We start from the raw sequence: 17899 nt of genomic DNA on the forward strand, positions 1-17899 counted from the left end.
CGAAGGAGGCCCTCCGCATGCTGCCTGTCGACGAGATACGCCTGCATTTCAATCCGGCCTCGCTGGTGCTGCTCAACGTGGTGCTGGGCTTCCTGATGTTCGGCATCGCGCTGGACACGCGCATCGAGGACTTCAAGCGCGTGGCGCGCATGCCCGGCGCCATGGCCGTGGGCATCGGCGCGCAGTTCATCGTGCTGCCGGCCGTGACCTATGTGCTCACGCTGGTCCTCAAGCCGGGACCGAGCATCGCGCTGGGCATGATCCTGGTGGCCTGCTGCCCGCCGGGGAACATTTCGCAGATCCTCACGCACCGCGCGGGCGGCAACGTGGCGCTGTCGGTGTCGATGACGGCGATCTCGAACGCGATCTCCATCGTGGTGATGCCGCTGAACTTCGCCTTCTGGGGCGGCCTGCATCCGACGGCCTCGGCGCTGTTGAAGACCATCGCGCTCGATCCGCTGGACATGCTGGGGCACATCGTGGCGATCATCGGCATTCCCTTCGTGCTGGGCGTGGCCTGCGCGCACAGGCTGCCGGCGCTCACGGCGCGCATCAAGAAGCCGGTGGGCGTGCTGAGTTTTATCGCGCTGATCGTGTTCATCATCGGCGCCATCGCGGGCAACTGGCGCTTCTTCCTCGACTACGTGGGGCTGGTGCTGCTGGCGGTGGTGATCCACGACGCGCTGGCCTTCGGAACGGGATACATCTGCGCGCGGCTTTCGGGGCTGGGCGACTACGACCGGCGCGCGGTGTCCATCGAGGTGGGCATCCGCAACTCGGGGCTCGGGCTGGTGCTGATCTTCAGCTTCTTCGGCGGGCTCGGCGGCATGGCCGTGGTGGCGGGCGTATGGGGCTTCTGGGACATCATCGCGGGCCTCGCACTGGCGAGCTGGTGGGGGCGCAAGCCCGCGAAGCCATGAGCGGCGGCGAAGGCATCGTGGCGCGTCGCGTGCTGGTGACCGGGGCCGACGGCTTCCTGGGGCGCAGCCTGCTCGCCACCCTGGCGCAGCAGGGCACGCTGGAGGCGCTGGTCGCGGTCGACGTGCGCGAAGTGCCGCCGGACCGGCAGCTCATGGGCGTCACCTACCGGCAGCTGGACGTACGCGATTCGCGCGTCGCCGAGACCATCGCCGACCACGCCATCGACACGGTGGTGCACCTCGCTTCCATCGTCACGCCCGGCAAGGATTCGAACCGCGTCTTCGAGCATTCGGTGGACGTGGGCGGCACGCGCAATGTGCTCGACGCCAGCGTGGCGAACGGTGTGCGGCACATCGTGGTGTCGTCCAGCGGCGCGGCCTACGGCTACCACGCGGACAACCCGGCGTGGATCACCGAGTCACAGCCGCTGCGTGGCAACACGGTGTTCGCCTACGCCGACCACAAGCGGCAGGTGGAGGAGATGCTGGCCGACTACCGCGCCCGGCATCCCGCGCTGGCGCAGACCGTGCTGCGCATCGGCACGATCCTCGGCGAGCGGGTGGACAACCAGATCACGGCGCTGTTCGAGAAGAAGCGGCTCATCGCGATACGCGGCAGCGCGAGCCCCTTCGTCTTCATCTGCGACGAGGACGTGACCGGCGCCATCGCGCATGCGCTCGGCGGTGCGCCGCCCGGTTGCTACAACCTCGCGGGCGACGGCGCGCTGGGCATCCACGAGATCGCTTCGCGCCTCGGCAAGAGCGCGGTCGACTGGCCGGCCGGCGTGCTGAAGACCGCGCTGGCGGTGGGCTCGGCGCTGGGCGTGAGCCGCTACGGGCCGGAGCAGCTCGACTTCCTGCGCTACCGGCCGGTGCTGCTCAACACCGCGCTGAAGGAGCGCTTCGGCTACGTGCCGAGCAAGACCAGCAGCGAAGCCTTCGACGCCTTCGTGGCGGCGCGGGCGCGGCTGGGGCGGCCGGTCACTGCAGCTTCCTGACCTCGTCGGGAGGCGGCGCGACCAGGTAGTCGAGCATGCGCCGCGCGTTGAGCGGCAGGTCCTCCGACGAGCGCACGCAGGCCATCAGCGTGCGCTCGGCCCACGCGTCGGCGAGCGAGGCGCGCGCGATCTTCATCGAGCGGGCGCAGCGCTCGGCGGCAGTCTGCGGAACGATGCCGACGCCGATGCCGTACTCGACCATCCGGCAGACCGCCTCGAAGTTGCGCACGCGCACGCGGTAGGCCAGATGCCTGCCCAAGGCGCGCACGTGCTGGGTGATCAGCTGCTGCAGCGCGCTGTCGGCGGGCAGGCCGACGAATTCGCTGTCGACCACCTCGGCCAGCTTCAGGCGCCGCCGGGTAGCCAGTGCGTGGCCGCGCGGCATCACCAGCACGAGGTCGTCGCGGCGGAAGGGATGGCATTCGAGGCCCTCGCTGTCGATGGCGTCGGAGACGATGCCGATGTCGCACAGGCCGGCGCGCAGGGCTTCCACCGTGTCGGGGCTGGGGCGCTCTTCCAGGTCGACCGAGATGCGCGGATGCTCGGCGAGGAAGCGGCTCAGCACCTCGGGCAGGTGCTCGGTCAGCGCCGAGGTGCCGCACATGAAGCGCACGTGGCCCTTGAGGCCCTGGCCGTATTCGCCGAGTTCGCCGCGCAGGCGCTCCATCTGCTGCAGCACGACGCGCGCATGGTGCAGCAGCGTGCGGCCGGCCTCGGTGGGCTTCACGCCCTGTGCGTGGCGGGTGAGCAGGGGGCTGCCGAGGGCGTCTTCCATGCCACGCACCCGCTGGCTGGCGGAGGCCAGCGTCATGTGCGAGCGCCCGGCGCCGGCGGTGAGGCTGCCGGCCTCGACGACGTGGATGAAGAGCCGCAGGTCGGTGAGGTCGAATCGCATGGTTGGGCGGAGTGTGCACCAGGAGCCTCAGCCTGAGACTGAGGCCTGCTTCGCGAATCCCGCATTTGCGGCGGCGGGCTTCGTTGGCAGAGTCGACGTCCGATGACGCATCCGATCGACGCAACCGCTTTCTGGGCCGCCGCCACGGCCGTGTACCTGCTGGCCGGAGTGATCAAGGGCGTGGTCGGCCTCGGGTTGCCGACGGTGTCGATGGCGCTGCTCGCGCTGTGGATGTCGCCGGCGCAGGCGGCTGCGCTGCTGATCGTGCCCTCGCTGGTCACCAACATCTGGCAGACCGGGCCCCGCGCGACCTTCATGCCGGTGCTTCGGCGCATCGGCGGCATGCAGGTGGGGGTGGTAGTCGGCACGTTGGCGGGGGCACTATGGCTGGGCGTGCCGGCGGGTGCCTGGGCTTCTTTCGCGCTTGGGGTGGCGCTGGTCGTCTATGCGCTCTGGGGGCTGTCCGGGCGGCAGCTGCATGTGAGCGACTCGCAGGCGCGCTGGATCGGGCCGCTGGTGGGCGTGGTCACCGGGCTGGTGACGGCGGTGACGGGGGTGTTCGCGGTGCCGGCGGTGCCGTACCTGCAGGCGCTGGGGTTCCAGCGCGATTCGCTGATACAGGCGATGGGGATCTCGTTCACCACCTCGACGGTGGTGCTGGCCATCGGGCTGGCCGGGAACGGCGGGTATCCGGTGTCGGCGATCGGAGGCTCGATCGCGATGCTGGCGCCGGCCATCGGCGGCATGGTGCTCGGGACCTGGCTGCGCAAGCGGCTGTCGGTGGCGGTGTTCCGGCGCTGCTTCCTGATCGGGCTGGCGCTGCTGGGGCTCTACATGGCCGTGCGGGCCGCGGCCTGATGAGGCGCTTCTTCCAGTCAGGCCGCGAGCACCAGGGCGGTGCGCACGCGCTCGATGGTCTGGCGATAGGGCAGGGCGAAGTCGTCTAGCGCGTCGCCGGCATCGAGCCAGCTGAAGAGGAACACCAGGCCCTCTTCCTCGGGGCTGCCCGTGGCCGTGTGGGTGAAGCTCTCGGGCAGGGCGCTCTCGGCGCGCATCAGGAACAGGTGCCACAGCTGCGGGTGGCGATGCGTGTTGCCTTCGACACCGGCTTCGCATTCGCGCTCCAGCGTGCCCAGCGACTGCAGCTCGCCGGCGTAGTCGATGCCGGATTCCTCGAGCAGCTCACGGCGAACCGCCACTTCGGGCGATTCGCCGGGCTCGATGGTGCCCTTGGGAAGCTGCATGTTGCCATCCTCGGGATGGCGGAACACCAGCAGCCGGCCCCGTGCGTCGATCAGGCAGGCGCAGGCCTTGGGGATGGTGACGCTCGGGCTGCCGGCGTTCATGCTCAGGCGCCCGTCAGAGCGGCCTTGACCGCTGCGCTGACCTGGCCCATGTCGGCCTTGCCGGCCAGGCGGGTCTTGACCACGCCCATCACCTTGCCCATGTCGCCCGGGCCCTTGGCGCCCAGCTCGGCCACGATGGCCTTCACCTCGGCGGCGACCTCGTCGGCGCCCATGCGCTGGGGCAGGTAGACCTCCAGCACCTTGATCTCGGCGGCTTCCTTGTCGGCGAGGTCGGTGCGGCCGCCGGTGGTGAAGGCGGCGATGGAGTCCTTGCGCTGCTTGACCATCTTGTCGACGATGGCGACCACCATGGTGTCGTCGAGCTCCACGCGCTCGTCGACTTCCTTCTGCTTCATCGCGGCCAGCAGCAGGCGGATGGTGGCCAGGCGCTCCGAGTCCTTGGCGCGCATCGCCGTCTTCATGTCTTCGGTGATCTGTTCTTTGATAGTCATTCGGCAACCTTTCGGAAAAAACAAAGCCGCGGCAGGTTTCCCTGGCGCGGCTGAGGCAACGAGGCGACCGGGCCGACTTTCGTCTGGGGCCCGCCGCCGGGGTGTCGCTTAGTACAGCTTCTTGGGCAGCTGCATGCTGCGCACGCGCTTGTAGTGGCGCTTGACCGCGGCTGCCTTCTTGCGCTTGCGCTCGGCGGTCGGCTTCTCGTAGAACTCGCGGGCACGCAGGTCGGTCAGCAGGCCGAGCTTTTCGATGGTGCGCTTGAAACGGCGCAGGGCGACGTCGAAGGGCTCGTTTTCTTTAACGCGGATGGTGGTCATTGATGAATCGTTGAAATGAATTTGGCCTGGAGAGATCGAGGCCCCAAGCCGGGGTTCCTCAACTGAAAACTTTTGCGGCCGTTGAGGGGAGGCCAGAGTTAGCCCGCGATTATAGCACTCCCCCAGGCGAAAATGGCACTCCCCCAGGCTTCGCGCACTTCGTGTCGCTTCGCCAACCCCCTCGCCGGGGGCGACACCTGAAGCCCGGCAAAGCCGGTTCTTCGGTGTCTCTGAGATGGAGCGGGGAAGGTCAAAGGGCCTGGGCGCACGCATGGGCGCTGGCCCAGGCCCACTGGAAGTTGTAACCGCCGAGCCAGCCCGTCACGTCGACCACTTCGCCGATGAAATACAGGCCTGGCTGCTTCGATTCCATGGTCTGCGACGACAGGTCGCGGGTGTCGACGCCGCCGGCCGTGACTTCGGCCTTTTTGTAACCTTCTGTCCCGCTGGGGACGATCTGCCAGCGCGCGATGCGCTCCGAAAGCGCCGCCAGCGCCTTGTCGGCCGCCTCGTTCACCGGCCGCTGCAGGGCAGGGTCCTGCCCGACCCAGGCATCGGCCAGCCGCGAGGGCACCAGCGCGGCCAGCTCGTTGGCGATGCGTTTCTTCGACAGCAGCTTGGCCTCGCCCAGCGCCTCGGCCACGTTCACGCCGGGGGCGAAATCGATGGTCAGCGGGGCGCCGGGCTTCCAGTAGCTCGAAATCTGCAGCACCGCCGGACCCGAAAGGCCCCGGTGGGTGAAGAGCAGGTCTTCGAGGAAGGCTGTCTTTTCCTTCTTCGCGCCGGTCTCGATGCGCACCGGCAGCGCCAAGCCAGCCAGTTCGGCATACGGCGCCCAGGCGTCGCCGCCGAAGGTCAGCGGCACCAGCGCGGGCCGGGGCGTGACCATCCGCAGCCCGAATTGCTCGGCGATGCGGTAGCCGAAGTCGCTGGCGCCGATCTGCGGGATCGACAGGCCGCCGGTCGCGACCACGATCTTCGGCGTCTCGACCGGCCCCCGATTGCTCTCGATTCGATAGCTGCCGGCTCCCGTCCCATCTGCATTACCGGCGGAAAATGCAATCTCTCCGATCCTGCACGGCTGCCAGCGCTCGACCCCGCCCGCCTCGCATTCGGCCAGCAGCATGTCGACGATCTGCTGCGACGAGCCGTCGCAGAAAAGCTGCCCCTTGTGCTTCTCGTGGAAGGCGATCCCGTGCTTCTGCACCAGCTCGATGAACTGCTGCGGCGCATAGCGCGACAGCGCCGAGCGGCAGAAATTCGGGTTGTCGCTGATGAAGTGCCGCTGCGGCGCGCGCACGTCCAGGTCGCGGTTCGTGAAGTTGGCGCGTCCGCCACCCGAGATGCGGATCTTCTCGCCCACCTTCTCGCTGTGGTCCACCACCAGCACCTTCAGCCCGCGCTGGCCCGCCACGCCGGCGCAGAAGAGGCCCGCGGCCCCGGCGCCGATCACGACGACGTCGAACTCCGCCGCGCTCAAGGTCCATCGGCCGCGAGCAGCGGCGGCGGGTTGTATTTCAGGTGGCCCACGTAGCGCAGCGGCTGCGTGGCGGCGATGGAGGGCACGTCGCCCTCGCGCATGTGCAGCAGGTCGGCCGGGCTCACCCAGCGCGGGTCGGCGTTGGTGATCGGCATGCCTGCCTGGCGGTAGGCCTCCAGCACGAACTGGGAGCAGAAGAACTGGTCGTCGCGGCTCGCGCCCAGCTGCACCATGGCCAGGCCGCTCATGCAGTAGTGGCTGACGGCGGTGGGCACCAGCGGCAGTTCGCACAGGCGGCGGTTCAGCACGAAGGGCGCGTTCAGCAGCACGCCCACGGTGTTGTAGCTGGTGCCGACCTGCGACAGCGCCCATTCGCGCATGCGGGCGGCGCTCGCGTCGTCCACGCCGGGCACGCGGAAGGCCACGACCATCTGTTCCTCGTCGACCACCTCCGAGAGCGGCCGCGCGCGCACGCCCGTGCCCACGGCCTCGGCGATCTGGCCGTTGCCCAGGTACAGCACCGCGTGGCTCACCGGCGAGAAGGTGCCCAGCCGGATGCCGAAGGAGTTCACCGTGGCGATGGAGGTCAGCAGGATGTCGCCCGGCGCCAGCGCGTCGGCGGCGATGAGCTCGCCGCCGTTGCCCGGCGCGATGACCGAGCTCTGCACGCGCAGGCGCAGGCCGGTGTCCTTGGTCGGCAGGTCGAGCCGGGTGGCGCAGGCCGAGAGCAGCAGGGCGGCGCCCGCGGCAACGATGGCCGCGGCGGAACGGAAAGCGATGCGCATCAGCCCTTCCAGACGAACGGGAACTTCAGCTGCTTGAAGAATCCGTTGGGCACGTAGTCGCCCAGCACGCCGTACTTCTCGGGCCAGAGCTTGGTGCTCTTCACGGCGGTGCCGAAGATGTAGTCGAGAAAGGCGTAGTGCGCCGCGTAGTTCTTGTCCAGCGCCTCCTGGTCCTGGCTGTGGTGCCAGTGGTGGAAGTTGGGCGTCACGATCAGGTAGCGCAGCGGGCCGAGCCGCACGCTCACGTTGCAGTGGTTGAACACCGCCTGGAAGCCCACCACCACGATGTAGGCGTCGATCACGTCCTTGCTGAAGCCCAGCACGTAGATGGGCGCCAGCACCAGCGTGCGCGTGATCAGCAGCTCGAGGATGTGCTGGCGCGAGCCGGCCATCCAGTCCATGCTCTTCACGCTGTGGTGCACCGCGTGCAGGCGCCACAGCACGGGCACCTCGTGGTAGGCGCGGTGCGTCCAGTACTGCACCAGGTCGGCCACCAGGATGATCAGCAGCAGCCCCGCCCAGAACGGCAGGTTGCTCACCCAGCCCCGGATGCCGTCGTTGGCCGCCCAGCCGAAGAGCTTGTGCACCATCAGGTTGGTGGCCAGCAGCACGAAGCCCACGATCATGTGGTTCACCACGAAATGGTGGAAGTCGGTCTGCCACTCCTCGCGGAACACCGGCTGGTCCTTGCGCAGCGCGAACAGCTTTTCGATGAAGATGAAGATCAGCGAGGAGCCCAGCAGGTCGAGGATGAACCAGTCGAGCCCGATGTAGGGCGTGTTGTCCGCGAAGTCGTGCACCGGCACCTTGTGCCCGCCCAGCAGCGCCGAGGCCGCCACCAGCAGGAACGCGGCCGAGGAGAGCCAGCGCGAGCGGTTGAAGATGATGTTGACCAGCGAGAGCCCGCCCGAGACGACCAGCGCCGCCAGCAGGATGATGCGCATCACGTCGACGTTGTAGCTCTTGCGCAACTCCGGCGTCGTGAGGTACTGCGGGAAGTGGAAGGCCAGCACGCCCAGGAAGCACAGGATGGCCAGGCTCAGTGCGATGGTGCCGGTGACCAGGCCCTGTCCGCGGCGCAGCTCGCCGTGGTTCTGGGTGAATTCGTTGAGCTTGTCGATGTCCAGCATGCCCCGCCTCTCTCTCTTCTTGACTTTTGTGGGTGCGCGATTTTAGAGGCGCGGCGGGAAAATGCTCACCCCCTGCGCACGGAGCGCCGCCGCAGCAGGGCCGCCGTGCCCAGCGCCACCGCCATCACCAGCAGCGACACCACGGTGGTCACCGTCCCCAGCGCATAGATCGAAGGCGTGGTCACCGTCGACGTAAGCCCCTGCAGTTCGAGCGGCAGGGTGTTCACGTCGCCGATGGCCTGGGAGGTGCGGGCGATCTCGTCCCACGACAGCGTGAAGCCGAACATGCCGATGCCGACGATCGACGGCCCGATCAGCGGCAGCACCACGAAGCGGAAGGTCTGCCAGGGCGTGGCGCCCAGGTCGCGAGCGGCTTCCTCGTAGGCGGGGTCGAAGCGGTTGAACACCGCGAACATGATGAGCAGCCCGAAAGGCAGCGTCCACGTCAGGTGCGCGCCGAGCGCGGAGCTGAAGAGGCCCAGCGCGGTGCCGTAGCCTTCGAGCAGCGTGGTGGCGTCCATCGCCGTCAGCACGCTCTTGATGCCGGTGTCGATCAGCCGGAACTGCAGGCCGATGCCCAGCGAAATGATGATCGACGGCATGATGAGGCTGGCCACCGTCACGAAGAACAGGGCGTTGCTGCCCGCGAGCTTCTTGCGGAACGCGAGGCCGGCGAGCACCGACAGCACCACGGTGAATGCCATCACCACCGCGCCCAGCGCCAGCGAGCGCCTGAAGGCCGCGCCGATGTCGACCGTGCCCAGCCCTTCGGCCAGCTTGTGGAACCAGTGCAGCGATACACCACGAAGCGGAAAGGTCAGCCCGCCCTCGGCGCCCTGGAAGCTCAGCACGAAGATCGTGATCATCGGGCCGTACAGGAACAGCACGAAGAGCCCGAACACGGTGGCCAGCGGCCAGAAGCCGGGGGCGCGCTGGGCGCCGATGGGTGTCTGCATCTCAGAGCTCCTTGCGGATGTCGACCATCCGGGTCAGGCCCCAGATGATCATCAGCACCACGGCCAGCAGGATCATGGCGTTGGCCGCCGCCAGCGGGAACTGCAGGTACGAGGTCTGCACCTGGATGATCTTGCCGATGGAGGCGATCTGCTGGCCGCCCATCACGCCGATGGTGACGAAGTCGCCCATCACGATGGTGATGACGAAGATCGAGCCGATGAGGATGCCGGTGCGCGACAGCGGCACCACCACGTTCCACAGCGTCTGCCAGCCCGAGGCGCCGGCGTCGCTGGCCGCTTCGAGCAGCGAGCGGTCGATGCGCATCATGCTGTTGAAGATCGGCACGATCATGAACATCGTGTACAGGTGCACGAAGGCCAGCACCACCGAGAAGTCGGAGAACAGCAGCCATTCGACCGGCTGGTTCACGAGGCCCATGCCCATCAGCGCCTGGTTGACCAGCCCGTTGCGCCCCAGCAGCGGCACCCACGAGATCATGCGGATCACGTTGGAAGTCCAGAAGGGGACCGTGCACAGCACGAACAGCACCGTCTGCATGGTCGACGAGCGCACGTGGAACGCCAGGAAGTACGCCACCGAAAAACCGATCACCAGCGTGATGCCCCACACCAGCAGGCAGAACTTGAAGGTGCTCAGGTAGGTGTTCAGCGTGACGCACAGGTCGCCGTTGTCGGTCAGCCGCGAGCAGCCCTCGAACAGGCTCAGGTAGTTGCGCAGCGTGACGGCAGGTATCAGCTCGTACTCGTTGAAATTCCAAAGGCTGACCATCGCGACCAGCGCCAGCGGAATCAGGAAGAACAGGAGAAACACCAGCGCGAACGGCGCCGCCTGCCACCAGGCTTTCACGGCGTGAACGGGGGCGGTGGCGGCATGGCTGGACGCGACGGGTGTACTCATGGATGAAAGCGAAAAACTGTGCCCAAGGGCGAGCAAGGCGAAGCCCGTTCGCGGGACACCGCGGAACCGGCTTTGCCGGGCCGCAGGTGTCGCCCCCTTACAGGGGGTTGGCGAAGCGAAGCGCAGCCTGGGGGTCGAGTTCGTGGACTGCCGTCAGGCAGCCACGAACTCGTTCCATTTCCTGACCATGTATTCGTTCTCGTCCATCACGGCGTTCCAGCACGCGATGCCGCCCATGCGCTGCTCGTAGCTGCCGCCGTCGCGCACCGCGCCGGCCTTGGCGATCACGTCGCCCTGCGGGCTCTTGATGTCCTGTGCGGCGGGCTTGCCTTCCATCCAGTAGGCCCACTCGTAGGCTTCCATCTTGGTCTTCGCGGTGTCGAGCACGGCGCTGTAGTAGCCCTGGCGGTTGAGGTAGGCGCCGGCCCAGCCGTCGAGGAACCAGTTGATGAACTCGTAGGCGCCGTCGAGCTTCTTGCCCGACAGCGTGGCCGGCAGGCCGAAGCCCGAGGCCCAGGCGCGATAGCCTTCCTTGAGCGGCTGGAAGGTGCAGTCGATGCCCTTGCTGCGCACGGCCGTGACCGCGGGCGACCACATCGACTGGATCACCACCTCGCCCGAGGACATCAGGTTCACCGACTCGTTGAAGTCCTTCCACAGCGCGCGGAACTGGCCGGCCTTCTTGGCCTCGATCAGCGCCTTGATGGTCAGGTCGATCTCGGCCTTGGTCATGTTGCCCTTGTCGGCGTACTTGTGAATGCCCTTGGCCTCCACCACCATCGCGGCGTCCATGATGCCGATAGAGGGAATGTTCAGGATCGCGGCCTTGCCCTTGAACTCCGGGTTCAGCAGCTCCGCCCACGAGCCGATGGGACGCTTGATGAGGTCGGGGCGGATGCCCAGCGTGTCGGCGTTGTAGGTGGTCGGAATGAGCGACATGTACTGCGTGGCCGACTTGGCGAAGGCCTTGCTCTTCTCGCCTTCGAGGTAGATCACCTTCACCGGAGCCGTGCCCTGGTCGCCCACCTTCTTGCCGGCCACTTCGCCCTTGGTGAAGAGCGAGGTGATCTTGTCCGCGTTCTTCACGCGCTTGGTGTCGATGCCCTTAAGGTTGCCGGTGGGCACGATCTTCTTGAGCGAGAAGAACTCGGTATCGATCAGGTCGAAGCTGTTGGGCGCGGTGACTGCGCGCTTGGTCACGTCGTCGGTGGTCACGGCCACGTACTGGATCTCGATGCCGGTGTCGGCCTTGAATTTCTCGGCGATCGCCTTGTCCTGGTTCACCGCGGTGCCGAGATAGCGCAGCACGACCTTCTCCTGTGCATGCACGAAGGGGGCGATGCCCGTGGCAAGAATGCCGGCGGTGCCTTGCAGCAGGGTGCGGCGCTTGAGGCCGTTGTTGTCGATGGAATCGGTCATGGGCAGGGTCTCCATTGCAGAAAGAAAAGGAAAGTGAAGGGGAACGAACGCGGAGAAAAGCGGGTGGCGCGGGCGCTCAGAAGGGAACGGCGAGCACGGCGGTGTCGTCCTGTCGGGCGGCTTCGGCCCCGGCGGGTGCCGGTGCCCGCTCGCTCGGCGGCTTGGCGCCGGGGCCGAGCACACGCGCGTCGGCTTCGGCCCACGAGAGGTGCACCGCCTCGCCGTGCGCGTAGGGGCGCGCGAGGAAAGCGGCTTCGCTGAGCAGCACCGAAACGTTCTGGCGTCCGGCGGCGGCGACACCATCGAGCGCCAGCCCGAGCAGGACGTAGGTGCCCTGGTACTCGACGTCGGTGACAGTGGCTGCGAGAGCTCCACCTGTTGCTGCCTGCGCGGCGGCTGCGATCCGCATGCGGTCGTTGCGCACCGCGATCGGCCCGGCAGGCGTGTCGAACACGTTGTGGCCGCCCATGAAGCGCGCCACGAACTCGCTCGCCGGATGGTTGTAGACCGCGTGCGGCGAGCCGACCTGCTCGATGACGCCATGGTTCATGACCACCATGGTGTCGGCCAGCGCCATCGCCTCTTCCTGCGAGTGCGTGACGTGGATGAAGGTCAGGCCCAGCTCCTTCTGCCAGCGCCGAAGCTCGGCGCGCATCTGGATGCGCAGGAAGGGGTCGAGGGCGGAAAGCGGTTCGTCGAGCAGCAGCACGCGCGGCTCGGTGATGAGCGCGCGCGCCAGCGCCACGCGCTGCTGCTGGCCGCCGGAAAGCTCACCCGGCTTGCGCGCGGCAAGGTGGCCCATCGCGACGCGCTCGAGCAGGTCGTTCGCACGCTTGTGGCGCTCGGCCTTGCCCACGCCCTTCATCTTGAGGCTGAAGGCGACGTTGTCGGTGGCCGAAAGGTGCGGGAAGAGCGCGAAGCTCTGGAACATCATCGCCGTGCCGCGCGCGGCGGCGGGCAGGTTCGTGATGTTGCGGTTGTCCAGCAGGATGTCGCCGCTGCTGACCGATTCGTGCCCCGCGATCATGCGCAGCGTGGTGCTTTTGCCGCAGCCCGAAGGCCCCAGCAGGCAGCAGTAGCTGCCGCTGGCGATGCGCAGGTCGATACGGTCGACGGCGGCCGGCGTACCCGGGGCGTAGCGCTTGGTGAGAGCGACGATCTCGACGGCGGCGGGTTCAGGCGTGGCGGCTGCATTCATTGCCCATCGCTGAGCACGATCCATGCCACGTTGTGGTGCGCGGCGCCCGCGCCGCTTGCACCGGCGCCGCCCTGGTCAGGTGCGGTTCAGGTGCCGAACCTGGTCGCGCCCACCGCTGTCTCGGCCGCTGCCAGCCCGCGCAGCACGTCGCCCACCACGATCACCGCGGGGCTCGCGAGGCCGGCTTCGGCGATGCCGTCCTGAAGCCTGCCCAGCGTGGTCGCGATGTGCTTCTGGTGCGGCAGGCTCGCGTGCTGGATCACCGCCACCGGCGTGTCGGCCGGCAGGCCGTGCAGCAGCTCGCGCTCGATATGCGCCGCGCCCGACACGCCCATGTAGATCACCAGCGTGAGCCGCGCGTTGTAGGCGGTCGCTGCCAGCGCGCGCCAGTCGGTCGGGTCTTCGGCCGCGCCGGCGCCGGTCTTGGCATGGCCGGTGACGAACACCACGCCCTGCGCATGGTCGCGGTGCGTGAGCGGCACGCCCAGCGTCGTCACGGCCGCGAGGCCTGCGGTGATGCCGTTGACCACCGTGCATTCGATGCCGGCTTCGCGCAGGTGCTCCACCTCCTCGCCGCCGCGGCCGAAGATGAACGGGTCGCCGCCCTTCAGGCGCACCACCGTCTCGCCTTCGCGCACGGCGGTGATCATCAGCCGCTCGATGAAGGCCTGCGGCGTGCTCTTGCAGCCGCCGCGCTTGCCCACGTGCACGATGCGCGCCCCGGGCCGTGCGTAGGCCTGCACGATCTGGTCGTTCACGAGGTCGTCGACCAGCAGCACCGTGGCCGCCTGGATCGCCTTCGCGGCCTTGATGGTCAGCAGTTCCGGGTCGCCGGGGCCTGCGCCCACCAGCGTGCATCGGCCGGAGATGAGGGAGTTGGGGTTGTCGTTGTTCATGCGTGGGATGCCAATGCCAGTTGCGTGATGTGCCTGACCTGCGTCGCGATGGCCTCCGGCACGGGAAGCTCGCCGGCCAGCACGCGGCGCGTGTAGTCGGCGGTGGTGGCGACGTCGATTTCCTTCGGCAGCCCCGGCACCTCCGAGGCGGTGCCGGCCTGCTGCGACTGCAGCTCGGTGCGTGCGCCGCGCACGAAGCCGTCGATCTGCGCGGTGCGGCGCGGGTCCGACACCACTTCGCCTTCGAGGCCGCGCGAGAGCAGGGCGGTCATGCCCATGAGCTCGAAGGTCTCGGCCATGACGCGCGCGTATTCGGGGTGCGTGTAGCTGGCCACCACCACGCTCGGCCCGGCGGTGGGCTGCATCAGCTTCACCACGCTGTGGCCGGGGTTGCGCAGGCCGACCACGCGGCGCACGTCGAGCAGGCGCTTGAGCGCGGGATTCAGCAGCTCGGTGGAGGCAAAGGCCGCTTCGCCGTTGGCGACGGCGCGGATGGCCGTCATCGGCGCATGGCCCAGGGCGGCGAGCACGTTCGACGCCAGCACGCGCGATGTTTCGCTGGCGCTGCCGTGCACCAGCACCGGCAGGCCTTCGCGCGCCAGCAGCAGCGCCAGCAGCGGCGTGAGCACCGGCAGCTTGCGCGCGCCGTTGTAGCTGGGCAGCACGATCAGCGGGCGGTCGCCGGCGGGAACCATCCGGAGCCGCGCATGGGTGGCATCGAGAAAACCGGCCATCTCCTCGGGCGTCTCGCCCTTGATGCGCATGGCCAGGCAGAAGCCGCCGATCTCCAGGTCGGTCACGGTGCCGTCCAGCACCTCGCCGAACAGGTCGGTGGCCTGTTCGCGCGTGAGCGGCTTGGCGCCTCGCGCGCCGCGGCCGATTTCCTTGATGTATTGGCTGATTCCCATGGGTAGGCGGATTGTCCTGCAACGCTTATGCCGGAATGTGAGTCGGCTTATGCACCTGTCAGGGCGCAAGCGCCTCCGCCTCGGCCGGCGTCGCCCGCACCATGCGCTTGAGCTCGGGAATGCACGAGCCGCAGTTGGTGCCGCACTTCAGCGCGCCCTGCAGCCTGGCCAGCCGCTCGTCCGGCGTGCCGGCGCAGCGCGCCAGCTCGGCCTGGATCGCCCCATCCGCCACGTTGAAACAGGTGCACACCGTCTTGCCGCGCGACTGCACCGCCACCGGCGCCTTCGAGCCGGCCGACAGCAGCAGGCGGCCGTAGCTCTGGGCGGGCAGTTCCTCGCGCAGCAGGGTGGCGATCCATGCCTCGGCGCTGGTGTCGCCGCCCAGCAGGAAGGCCTCGAGGCCCGCGCTGCCGTCGGCGCGGCGCGCCAGCCGCGCCGAGCGGCGCTGGCCGCGGCGGCGGTCGGCGTAGCGCAGGGTGTCGGGCGTCTGCAGGCCGAGCAGGGCTTCGATCTTCCCGACCAGCGCGTCGTCGGGCGCGTCGTGCGCGGCGGCGCGAAAGAGCAGGCCGCTGCGTTCGCCTCCCTGCGTGTTGCCGGAAAACGGCACGCAGGTTGCAAAAGGAAAGAGCGCCATCATCGGCTGCAGCGCGCGGTGCGCCGCCAGCGCCTCGCCGTCGGGCAGCCAGGCCATGGCCAGCAGCGACCACGGCAGCTCTGCCTTGAGGATCTTCACCGCCGCGTGCTTCAGCTCGGGCTGCTTCGAGGTCGGGCAGAAGGCCGGCGTGGTGATCGCGTTGATGCCGGCCAGCCGCGTGCCGTTCGACGAGCAGCCGCTGAGGTACTCCTCGCCCCAGTGCATGGCGACGAAGGCCTGGCTCAGCCCCACCTCGGCGCTGGCGCGCGCGGGCAGCATGATCGAGCCGCGCTTCGAGGTCAGGTGCACCAGGTCGCCTTCGCCGATCTGGCGGCGCGCCATGTCCTGCGCGTTCATCTGCACCACCGGCTCGGGCACGTGGCCGAACAGGCGCCCGGCCGTGCCGGTGCGGCTCATGCCATGCCATTGGTCGCGCAGGCGGCCGGTGTTCAGCGAGAAGGGATAGCGGGCCTCGCGCGCCTCGGCCACCGGCTTGTAGGCGGTGTCAACGAAGCGCGCGCGGCCGTCGGGCGTGGGGAAAACGCCGTCTGCGTAGAGGCGCGCGCGGCCGATGCTTTCGCCTTCCTTCAGCGGCCATTGCTGCGGGCCGGCGCTCTCCAGCATCGCGTAGCTCAGGCCGGTGATGTCGAGGTCGCGCCCGCGCGTGGATTCGCGATGCTCGTTCCAGACCGATTCGGCCGTCTCGTACGGGAAGAGCGAGAGGCCGCTGCCGGCCAGCGCTTCGAGCCGGTGCGCGAAGGCCACCGCGATCGACCAGTCGTTGCGCGCCTCGCCCGGCGCCGCAACGGCCGGGCGCACGCGCGAGATGCGGCGCTCGCTGTTGGTCACGGTGCCTTCCTTCTCGCCCCAGGTGGTCGCTGGCAGCAGCAGGTCGGCGAAAGCGCAGGTGGCGGTGGTGGCGAAGGCTTCCTGCACCACCACGAACTCGGCGCGCTCCAGCGCGCGGCGTACGGTCGCCTGGTCGGGCATCGACTGCGCCGGGTTGGTGCAGGCGATCCACAGCGCGCGGATCTCGCCGTCGGCCGCCGCCTGGAACATCTCCACCGCGGTCTTGCCCGGCTTCTCGGGCACCGAGGGCACGCCCCAGAGCGCCGCCACTTCGGCGCGATGGTCGGGGTTGGCCAGGTCGCGGTGCGCGCTCAGCAGGTTGGCCAGGCCGCCCACCTCGCGCCCACCCATCGCGTTGGGCTGGCCGGTCAGCGAGAAGGGGCCCGCGCCGGCGCGGCCGATCTGGCCGGTGGCCAGGTGCAGGTTGATGAGCGCCGCGTTCTTCGCCGTGCCGCTGGACGACTGGTTCAGGCCCTGGCAGTACAGGCTCAGCGTGGCCGGCGAGGTGGCGAACAGCCGCGCGGCCTCGAGCAGGTCGTCCTTCGGGATGCCGCAGACCTGCGCCACCTTGTCGGGCGTGCACTCGCGCACCGTGGCCTTCAGCGCGTCGAAGCCGCTGGTGTGCGCCGCGATGTACTTCGCGTCGGTCCAGCCTTCCCACAGCATCAGGTGCAGCATGCCGTTGAAGAGCATCACGTCGGTGCCGGGCTGGATCGGCAGGAACAGGTCGGCGATCTCGACCGTGTCGGTGCGGCGCGGGTCTGCCACCACGATCTTCAGCGCCGGGTTCGCCGCCTTCGCGTCCTCGATGCGGCGGAAAAGAATCGGGTGCGCCCAGGCCGTGTTGCTGCCCACGATGAAGAGGCACTGCGCATGCTTCAGGTCGTCGTAGCAGGCCGGCGGCGCGTCTGCGCCCAGCGTCTGCTTGTAGCCGGCCACCGCGCTGCTCATGCACAGGCGCGAGTTGGTGTCGATGTTGTTGGTGCCGATCAGGCCCTTGGCCAGCTTGTTGAAGACGTAGTAGTCCTCCGTCAGAAGCTGGCCCGACACGTAGAAGCCGACCGCGTCGGGCCCGTGGTCGCGGACCACCTGCGCGAACTTGCCGGCGGCGTTGTCCAGCGCGGTGTCCCAGCTCACGACCTGGGGGGCCTCGCCGCGCGCGAGGCGCTGCATGGGCTGCAGCAGCCGCGTCTGGCGCGTGACCGTGGCGCTGGCCGTGAGGTGCAGCGTCGAGCCCTTGGTGCACAGCCGCCCGAAGTTGGCGGGGTGCGCCGGGTCGCCGCGCACGCCGGTGATCTGGTCGCCGGTCGACTCGATGATCACGCCGCAGCCGACGCCGCAGTACGGGCAGGTGGACCGGGTCTCCCGCATCATGGGTTTATTCCAGCGGAAGGACCGACAGCACCGCGAAAGGCTTCGGGCCCGCGCTCGGGCGCTCCAGGTCGATGGCGTGCGTCGCCAGTTCGGCCGCGTCGAGGTGCACCACGCCGTCTTCCACCTTCACCGCGAACTTCGGCGTGCAGCCCTCGTCGGGTGCCTTGGCGCAGCCGTCGTCCAGCCCGATGGCCCAGTTGTGCAGCGGGCAGGCCACGCTGGTGCCGAACACGATGCCCTGGCTCAGCGGGCCGCCCTTGTGCGGGCAGCGGTCGAGCAGCGCGAACACCTGGTCCTCCGAGTTGCGGAACACGGCCACGTCCAGCCCGGCCGGCCGCGTCACGCGGCGCGCGCCGAGCACGGGGATGTCGTCGATGCGGCAGATCACTTTCCAGTCGCTCATGGTGGGGCTCTTCTTT

18 protein-coding genes are annotated in these 17899 nt (G+C 68.6%); 3 read left to right on the forward strand and 15 right to left on the reverse strand.

Annotated elements, in window-relative coordinates; translation table 11 throughout:
* Positions 1-17: 17 nt before the first annotated feature.
* Together ABL838_RS11360 and ABL838_RS11365 are read left to right on the forward strand one after the other, a co-directional pair.
* The gene (locus tag ABL838_RS11360) at positions 18-920 is read left to right on the forward strand and encodes a bile acid:sodium symporter family protein (RefSeq protein WP_418125380.1); all 903 of its coding nucleotides are present in this window, start codon (positions 18-20) and stop codon (positions 918-920) included.
* Positions 917-1918 carry an SDR family oxidoreductase gene (locus ABL838_RS11365; RefSeq protein ID WP_418125381.1) on the forward strand — a complete coding sequence of 334 codons (1002 nt, stop codon included), beginning with the start codon at positions 917-919 and terminating at the stop codon, positions 1916-1918. The genes ABL838_RS11360 and ABL838_RS11365 overlap by 4 nt, the downstream gene beginning before the upstream one ends.
* On the opposite strand, the gene ABL838_RS11370 is transcribed toward ABL838_RS11365, so the two are convergent.
* Positions 1902-2813 (reverse strand): LysR family transcriptional regulator, encoded by a 912-nt coding sequence (locus ABL838_RS11370; protein ID WP_126018232.1) that lies wholly within the window; start codon positions 2811-2813, stop codon positions 1902-1904. The two genes, ABL838_RS11365 and ABL838_RS11370, sit on opposite strands and share 17 nt — an antisense overlap.
* A 102-nt stretch (positions 2814-2915) precedes the next feature.
* Here ABL838_RS11370 and ABL838_RS11375 point away from each other — a divergent pair, with 102 nt between their 5' ends.
* Positions 2916-3671 carry a sulfite exporter TauE/SafE family protein gene (locus tag ABL838_RS11375; RefSeq protein ID WP_184636492.1) on the forward strand — a complete coding sequence of 252 codons (756 nt, stop codon included), beginning with the start codon at positions 2916-2918 and terminating at the stop codon, positions 3669-3671.
* Between the two features lie 17 nt (positions 3672-3688).
* Here the strand turns inward: ABL838_RS11375 and ABL838_RS11380 are convergent, their stop codons facing one another.
* The 14 genes from ABL838_RS11380 to nirD form a co-directional block, all read right to left on the reverse strand.
* On the reverse strand, positions 3689-4159 hold the full coding sequence (locus ABL838_RS11380) for an NUDIX domain-containing protein (protein ID WP_369658657.1): 471 nt from the start codon (positions 4157-4159) through the stop codon (positions 3689-3691).
* Positions 4160-4161: 2 nt separating this feature from the next.
* Positions 4162-4611, reverse strand: a complete 450-nt coding sequence (locus ABL838_RS11385) for a GatB/YqeY domain-containing protein (protein WP_184636494.1) — start codon at positions 4609-4611, stop codon at positions 4162-4164.
* 108 nt (positions 4612-4719) lie between these two features.
* Positions 4720-4932, reverse strand: a complete 213-nt coding sequence (gene rpsU / locus ABL838_RS11390) for a 30S ribosomal protein S21 (protein WP_007833691.1) — start codon at positions 4930-4932, stop codon at positions 4720-4722.
* 250 nt (positions 4933-5182) lie between these two features.
* Entirely contained in the window at positions 5183-6412 is a 1230-nt protein-coding gene (locus ABL838_RS11395) for an NAD(P)/FAD-dependent oxidoreductase (protein WP_418125382.1), read from the reverse strand.
* Positions 6409-7197, reverse strand: a complete 789-nt coding sequence (locus ABL838_RS11400; RefSeq protein ID WP_418125383.1) for a YaeF family permuted papain-like enzyme — start codon at positions 7195-7197, stop codon at positions 6409-6411. The genes ABL838_RS11395 and ABL838_RS11400 overlap by 4 nt, the downstream gene beginning before the upstream one ends.
* Positions 7197-8327 (reverse strand): sterol desaturase family protein, encoded by a 1131-nt coding sequence (locus ABL838_RS11405; RefSeq protein ID WP_418125384.1) that lies wholly within the window; start codon positions 8325-8327, stop codon positions 7197-7199. Before ABL838_RS11405 ends, ABL838_RS11400 begins: the two co-directional genes overlap by 1 nt.
* A gap of 65 nt (positions 8328-8392) precedes the next feature.
* Positions 8393-9283: an ABC transporter permease gene (locus ABL838_RS11410; protein WP_418125385.1), complete on the reverse strand. Its 891-nt coding sequence runs from the start codon at positions 9281-9283 to the stop codon at positions 8393-8395.
* Between the two features lies 1 nt (position 9284).
* Positions 9285-10202 carry an ABC transporter permease gene (locus tag ABL838_RS11415; RefSeq protein WP_418125387.1) on the reverse strand — a complete coding sequence of 306 codons (918 nt, stop codon included), beginning with the start codon at positions 10200-10202 and terminating at the stop codon, positions 9285-9287.
* Between the two features lie 153 nt (positions 10203-10355).
* Positions 10356-11621, reverse strand: coding sequence for an ABC transporter substrate-binding protein (locus tag ABL838_RS11420; protein WP_418119941.1), 1266 nt, complete (start codon positions 11619-11621; stop codon positions 10356-10358).
* A 76-nt stretch (positions 11622-11697) separates the two neighbouring features.
* Entirely contained in the window at positions 11698-12819 is a 1122-nt protein-coding gene (locus tag ABL838_RS11425; protein WP_418125388.1) for an ABC transporter ATP-binding protein, read from the reverse strand.
* An 86-nt stretch (positions 12820-12905) separates the two neighbouring features.
* Positions 12906-13715 (reverse strand): uroporphyrinogen-III C-methyltransferase, encoded by an 810-nt coding sequence (cobA, locus tag ABL838_RS11430; RefSeq protein ID WP_418125389.1) that lies wholly within the window; start codon positions 13713-13715, stop codon positions 12906-12908.
* Positions 13712-14623 (reverse strand): DNA-binding protein YbiB, encoded by a 912-nt coding sequence (gene ybiB / locus ABL838_RS11435; RefSeq protein ID WP_418125390.1) that lies wholly within the window; start codon positions 14621-14623, stop codon positions 13712-13714. The genes cobA and ybiB overlap by 4 nt, the downstream gene beginning before the upstream one ends.
* A gap of 58 nt (positions 14624-14681) precedes the next feature.
* Complete coding sequence (locus ABL838_RS11440; protein ID WP_418125857.1) at positions 14682-17477, reverse strand: molybdopterin-dependent oxidoreductase; 2796 nt, start codon at positions 17475-17477, stop codon at positions 14682-14684.
* A gap of 7 nt (positions 17478-17484) precedes the next feature.
* On the reverse strand, positions 17485-17883 hold the full coding sequence (nirD, locus tag ABL838_RS11445; protein WP_184636514.1) for a nitrite reductase small subunit NirD: 399 nt from the start codon (positions 17881-17883) through the stop codon (positions 17485-17487).
* Between the last annotated feature and the right edge of the window lie 16 nt (positions 17884-17899).

The organism is Variovorax sp. 160MFSha2.1 (genome assembly GCF_048305075.1).
GTDB lineage: Bacteria > Pseudomonadota > Gammaproteobacteria > Burkholderiales > Burkholderiaceae_C > Variovorax > Variovorax guangxiensis.

Bases quoted from the DNA above. Each gene is read 5' to 3' on its own strand.
- ABL838_RS11360 (WP_418125380.1), top strand. From the start codon at position 18: ATGCTGCCTGTCGACGAGATACGCCTGCATTTCAATCCGGCCTCGCTG.
- ABL838_RS11365 (WP_418125381.1), top strand. From the start codon at position 917: ATGAGCGGCGGCGAAGGCATCGTGGCGCGTCGCGTGCTGGTGACCGGG.
- ABL838_RS11370 (WP_126018232.1), bottom strand. From the start codon at position 2,813: ATGCGATTCGACCTCACCGACCTGCGGCTCTTCATCCACGTCGTCGAG.
- ABL838_RS11375 (WP_184636492.1), top strand. From the start codon at position 2,916: ATGACGCATCCGATCGACGCAACCGCTTTCTGGGCCGCCGCCACGGCC.
- ABL838_RS11380 (WP_369658657.1), bottom strand. From the start codon at position 4,159: ATGAACGCCGGCAGCCCGAGCGTCACCATCCCCAAGGCCTGCGCCTGC.
- ABL838_RS11385 (WP_184636494.1), bottom strand. From the start codon at position 4,611: ATGACTATCAAAGAACAGATCACCGAAGACATGAAGACGGCGATGCGC.
- rpsU (WP_007833691.1), bottom strand. From the start codon at position 4,932: ATGACCACCATCCGCGTTAAAGAAAACGAGCCCTTCGACGTCGCCCTG.
- ABL838_RS11400 (WP_418125383.1), bottom strand. From the start codon at position 7,197: ATGCGCATCGCTTTCCGTTCCGCCGCGGCCATCGTTGCCGCGGGCGCC.
- ABL838_RS11405 (WP_418125384.1), bottom strand. From the start codon at position 8,327: ATGCTGGACATCGACAAGCTCAACGAATTCACCCAGAACCACGGCGAG.
- ABL838_RS11410 (WP_418125385.1), bottom strand. From the start codon at position 9,283: ATGCAGACACCCATCGGCGCCCAGCGCGCCCCCGGCTTCTGGCCGCTG.
- ABL838_RS11415 (WP_418125387.1), bottom strand. From the start codon at position 10,202: ATGAGTACACCCGTCGCGTCCAGCCATGCCGCCACCGCCCCCGTTCAC.
- ABL838_RS11420 (WP_418119941.1), bottom strand. From the start codon at position 11,621: ATGACCGATTCCATCGACAACAACGGCCTCAAGCGCCGCACCCTGCTG.
- ABL838_RS11425 (WP_418125388.1), bottom strand. From the start codon at position 12,819: ATGAATGCAGCCGCCACGCCTGAACCCGCCGCCGTCGAGATCGTCGCT.
- cobA (WP_418125389.1), bottom strand. From the start codon at position 13,715: ATGAACAACGACAACCCCAACTCCCTCATCTCCGGCCGATGCACGCTG.
- ybiB (WP_418125390.1), bottom strand. From the start codon at position 14,623: ATGGGAATCAGCCAATACATCAAGGAAATCGGCCGCGGCGCGCGAGGC.
- ABL838_RS11440 (WP_418125857.1), bottom strand. From the start codon at position 17,477: ATGCGGGAGACCCGGTCCACCTGCCCGTACTGCGGCGTCGGCTGCGGC.
- nirD (WP_184636514.1), bottom strand. From the start codon at position 17,883: ATGAGCGACTGGAAAGTGATCTGCCGCATCGACGACATCCCCGTGCTC.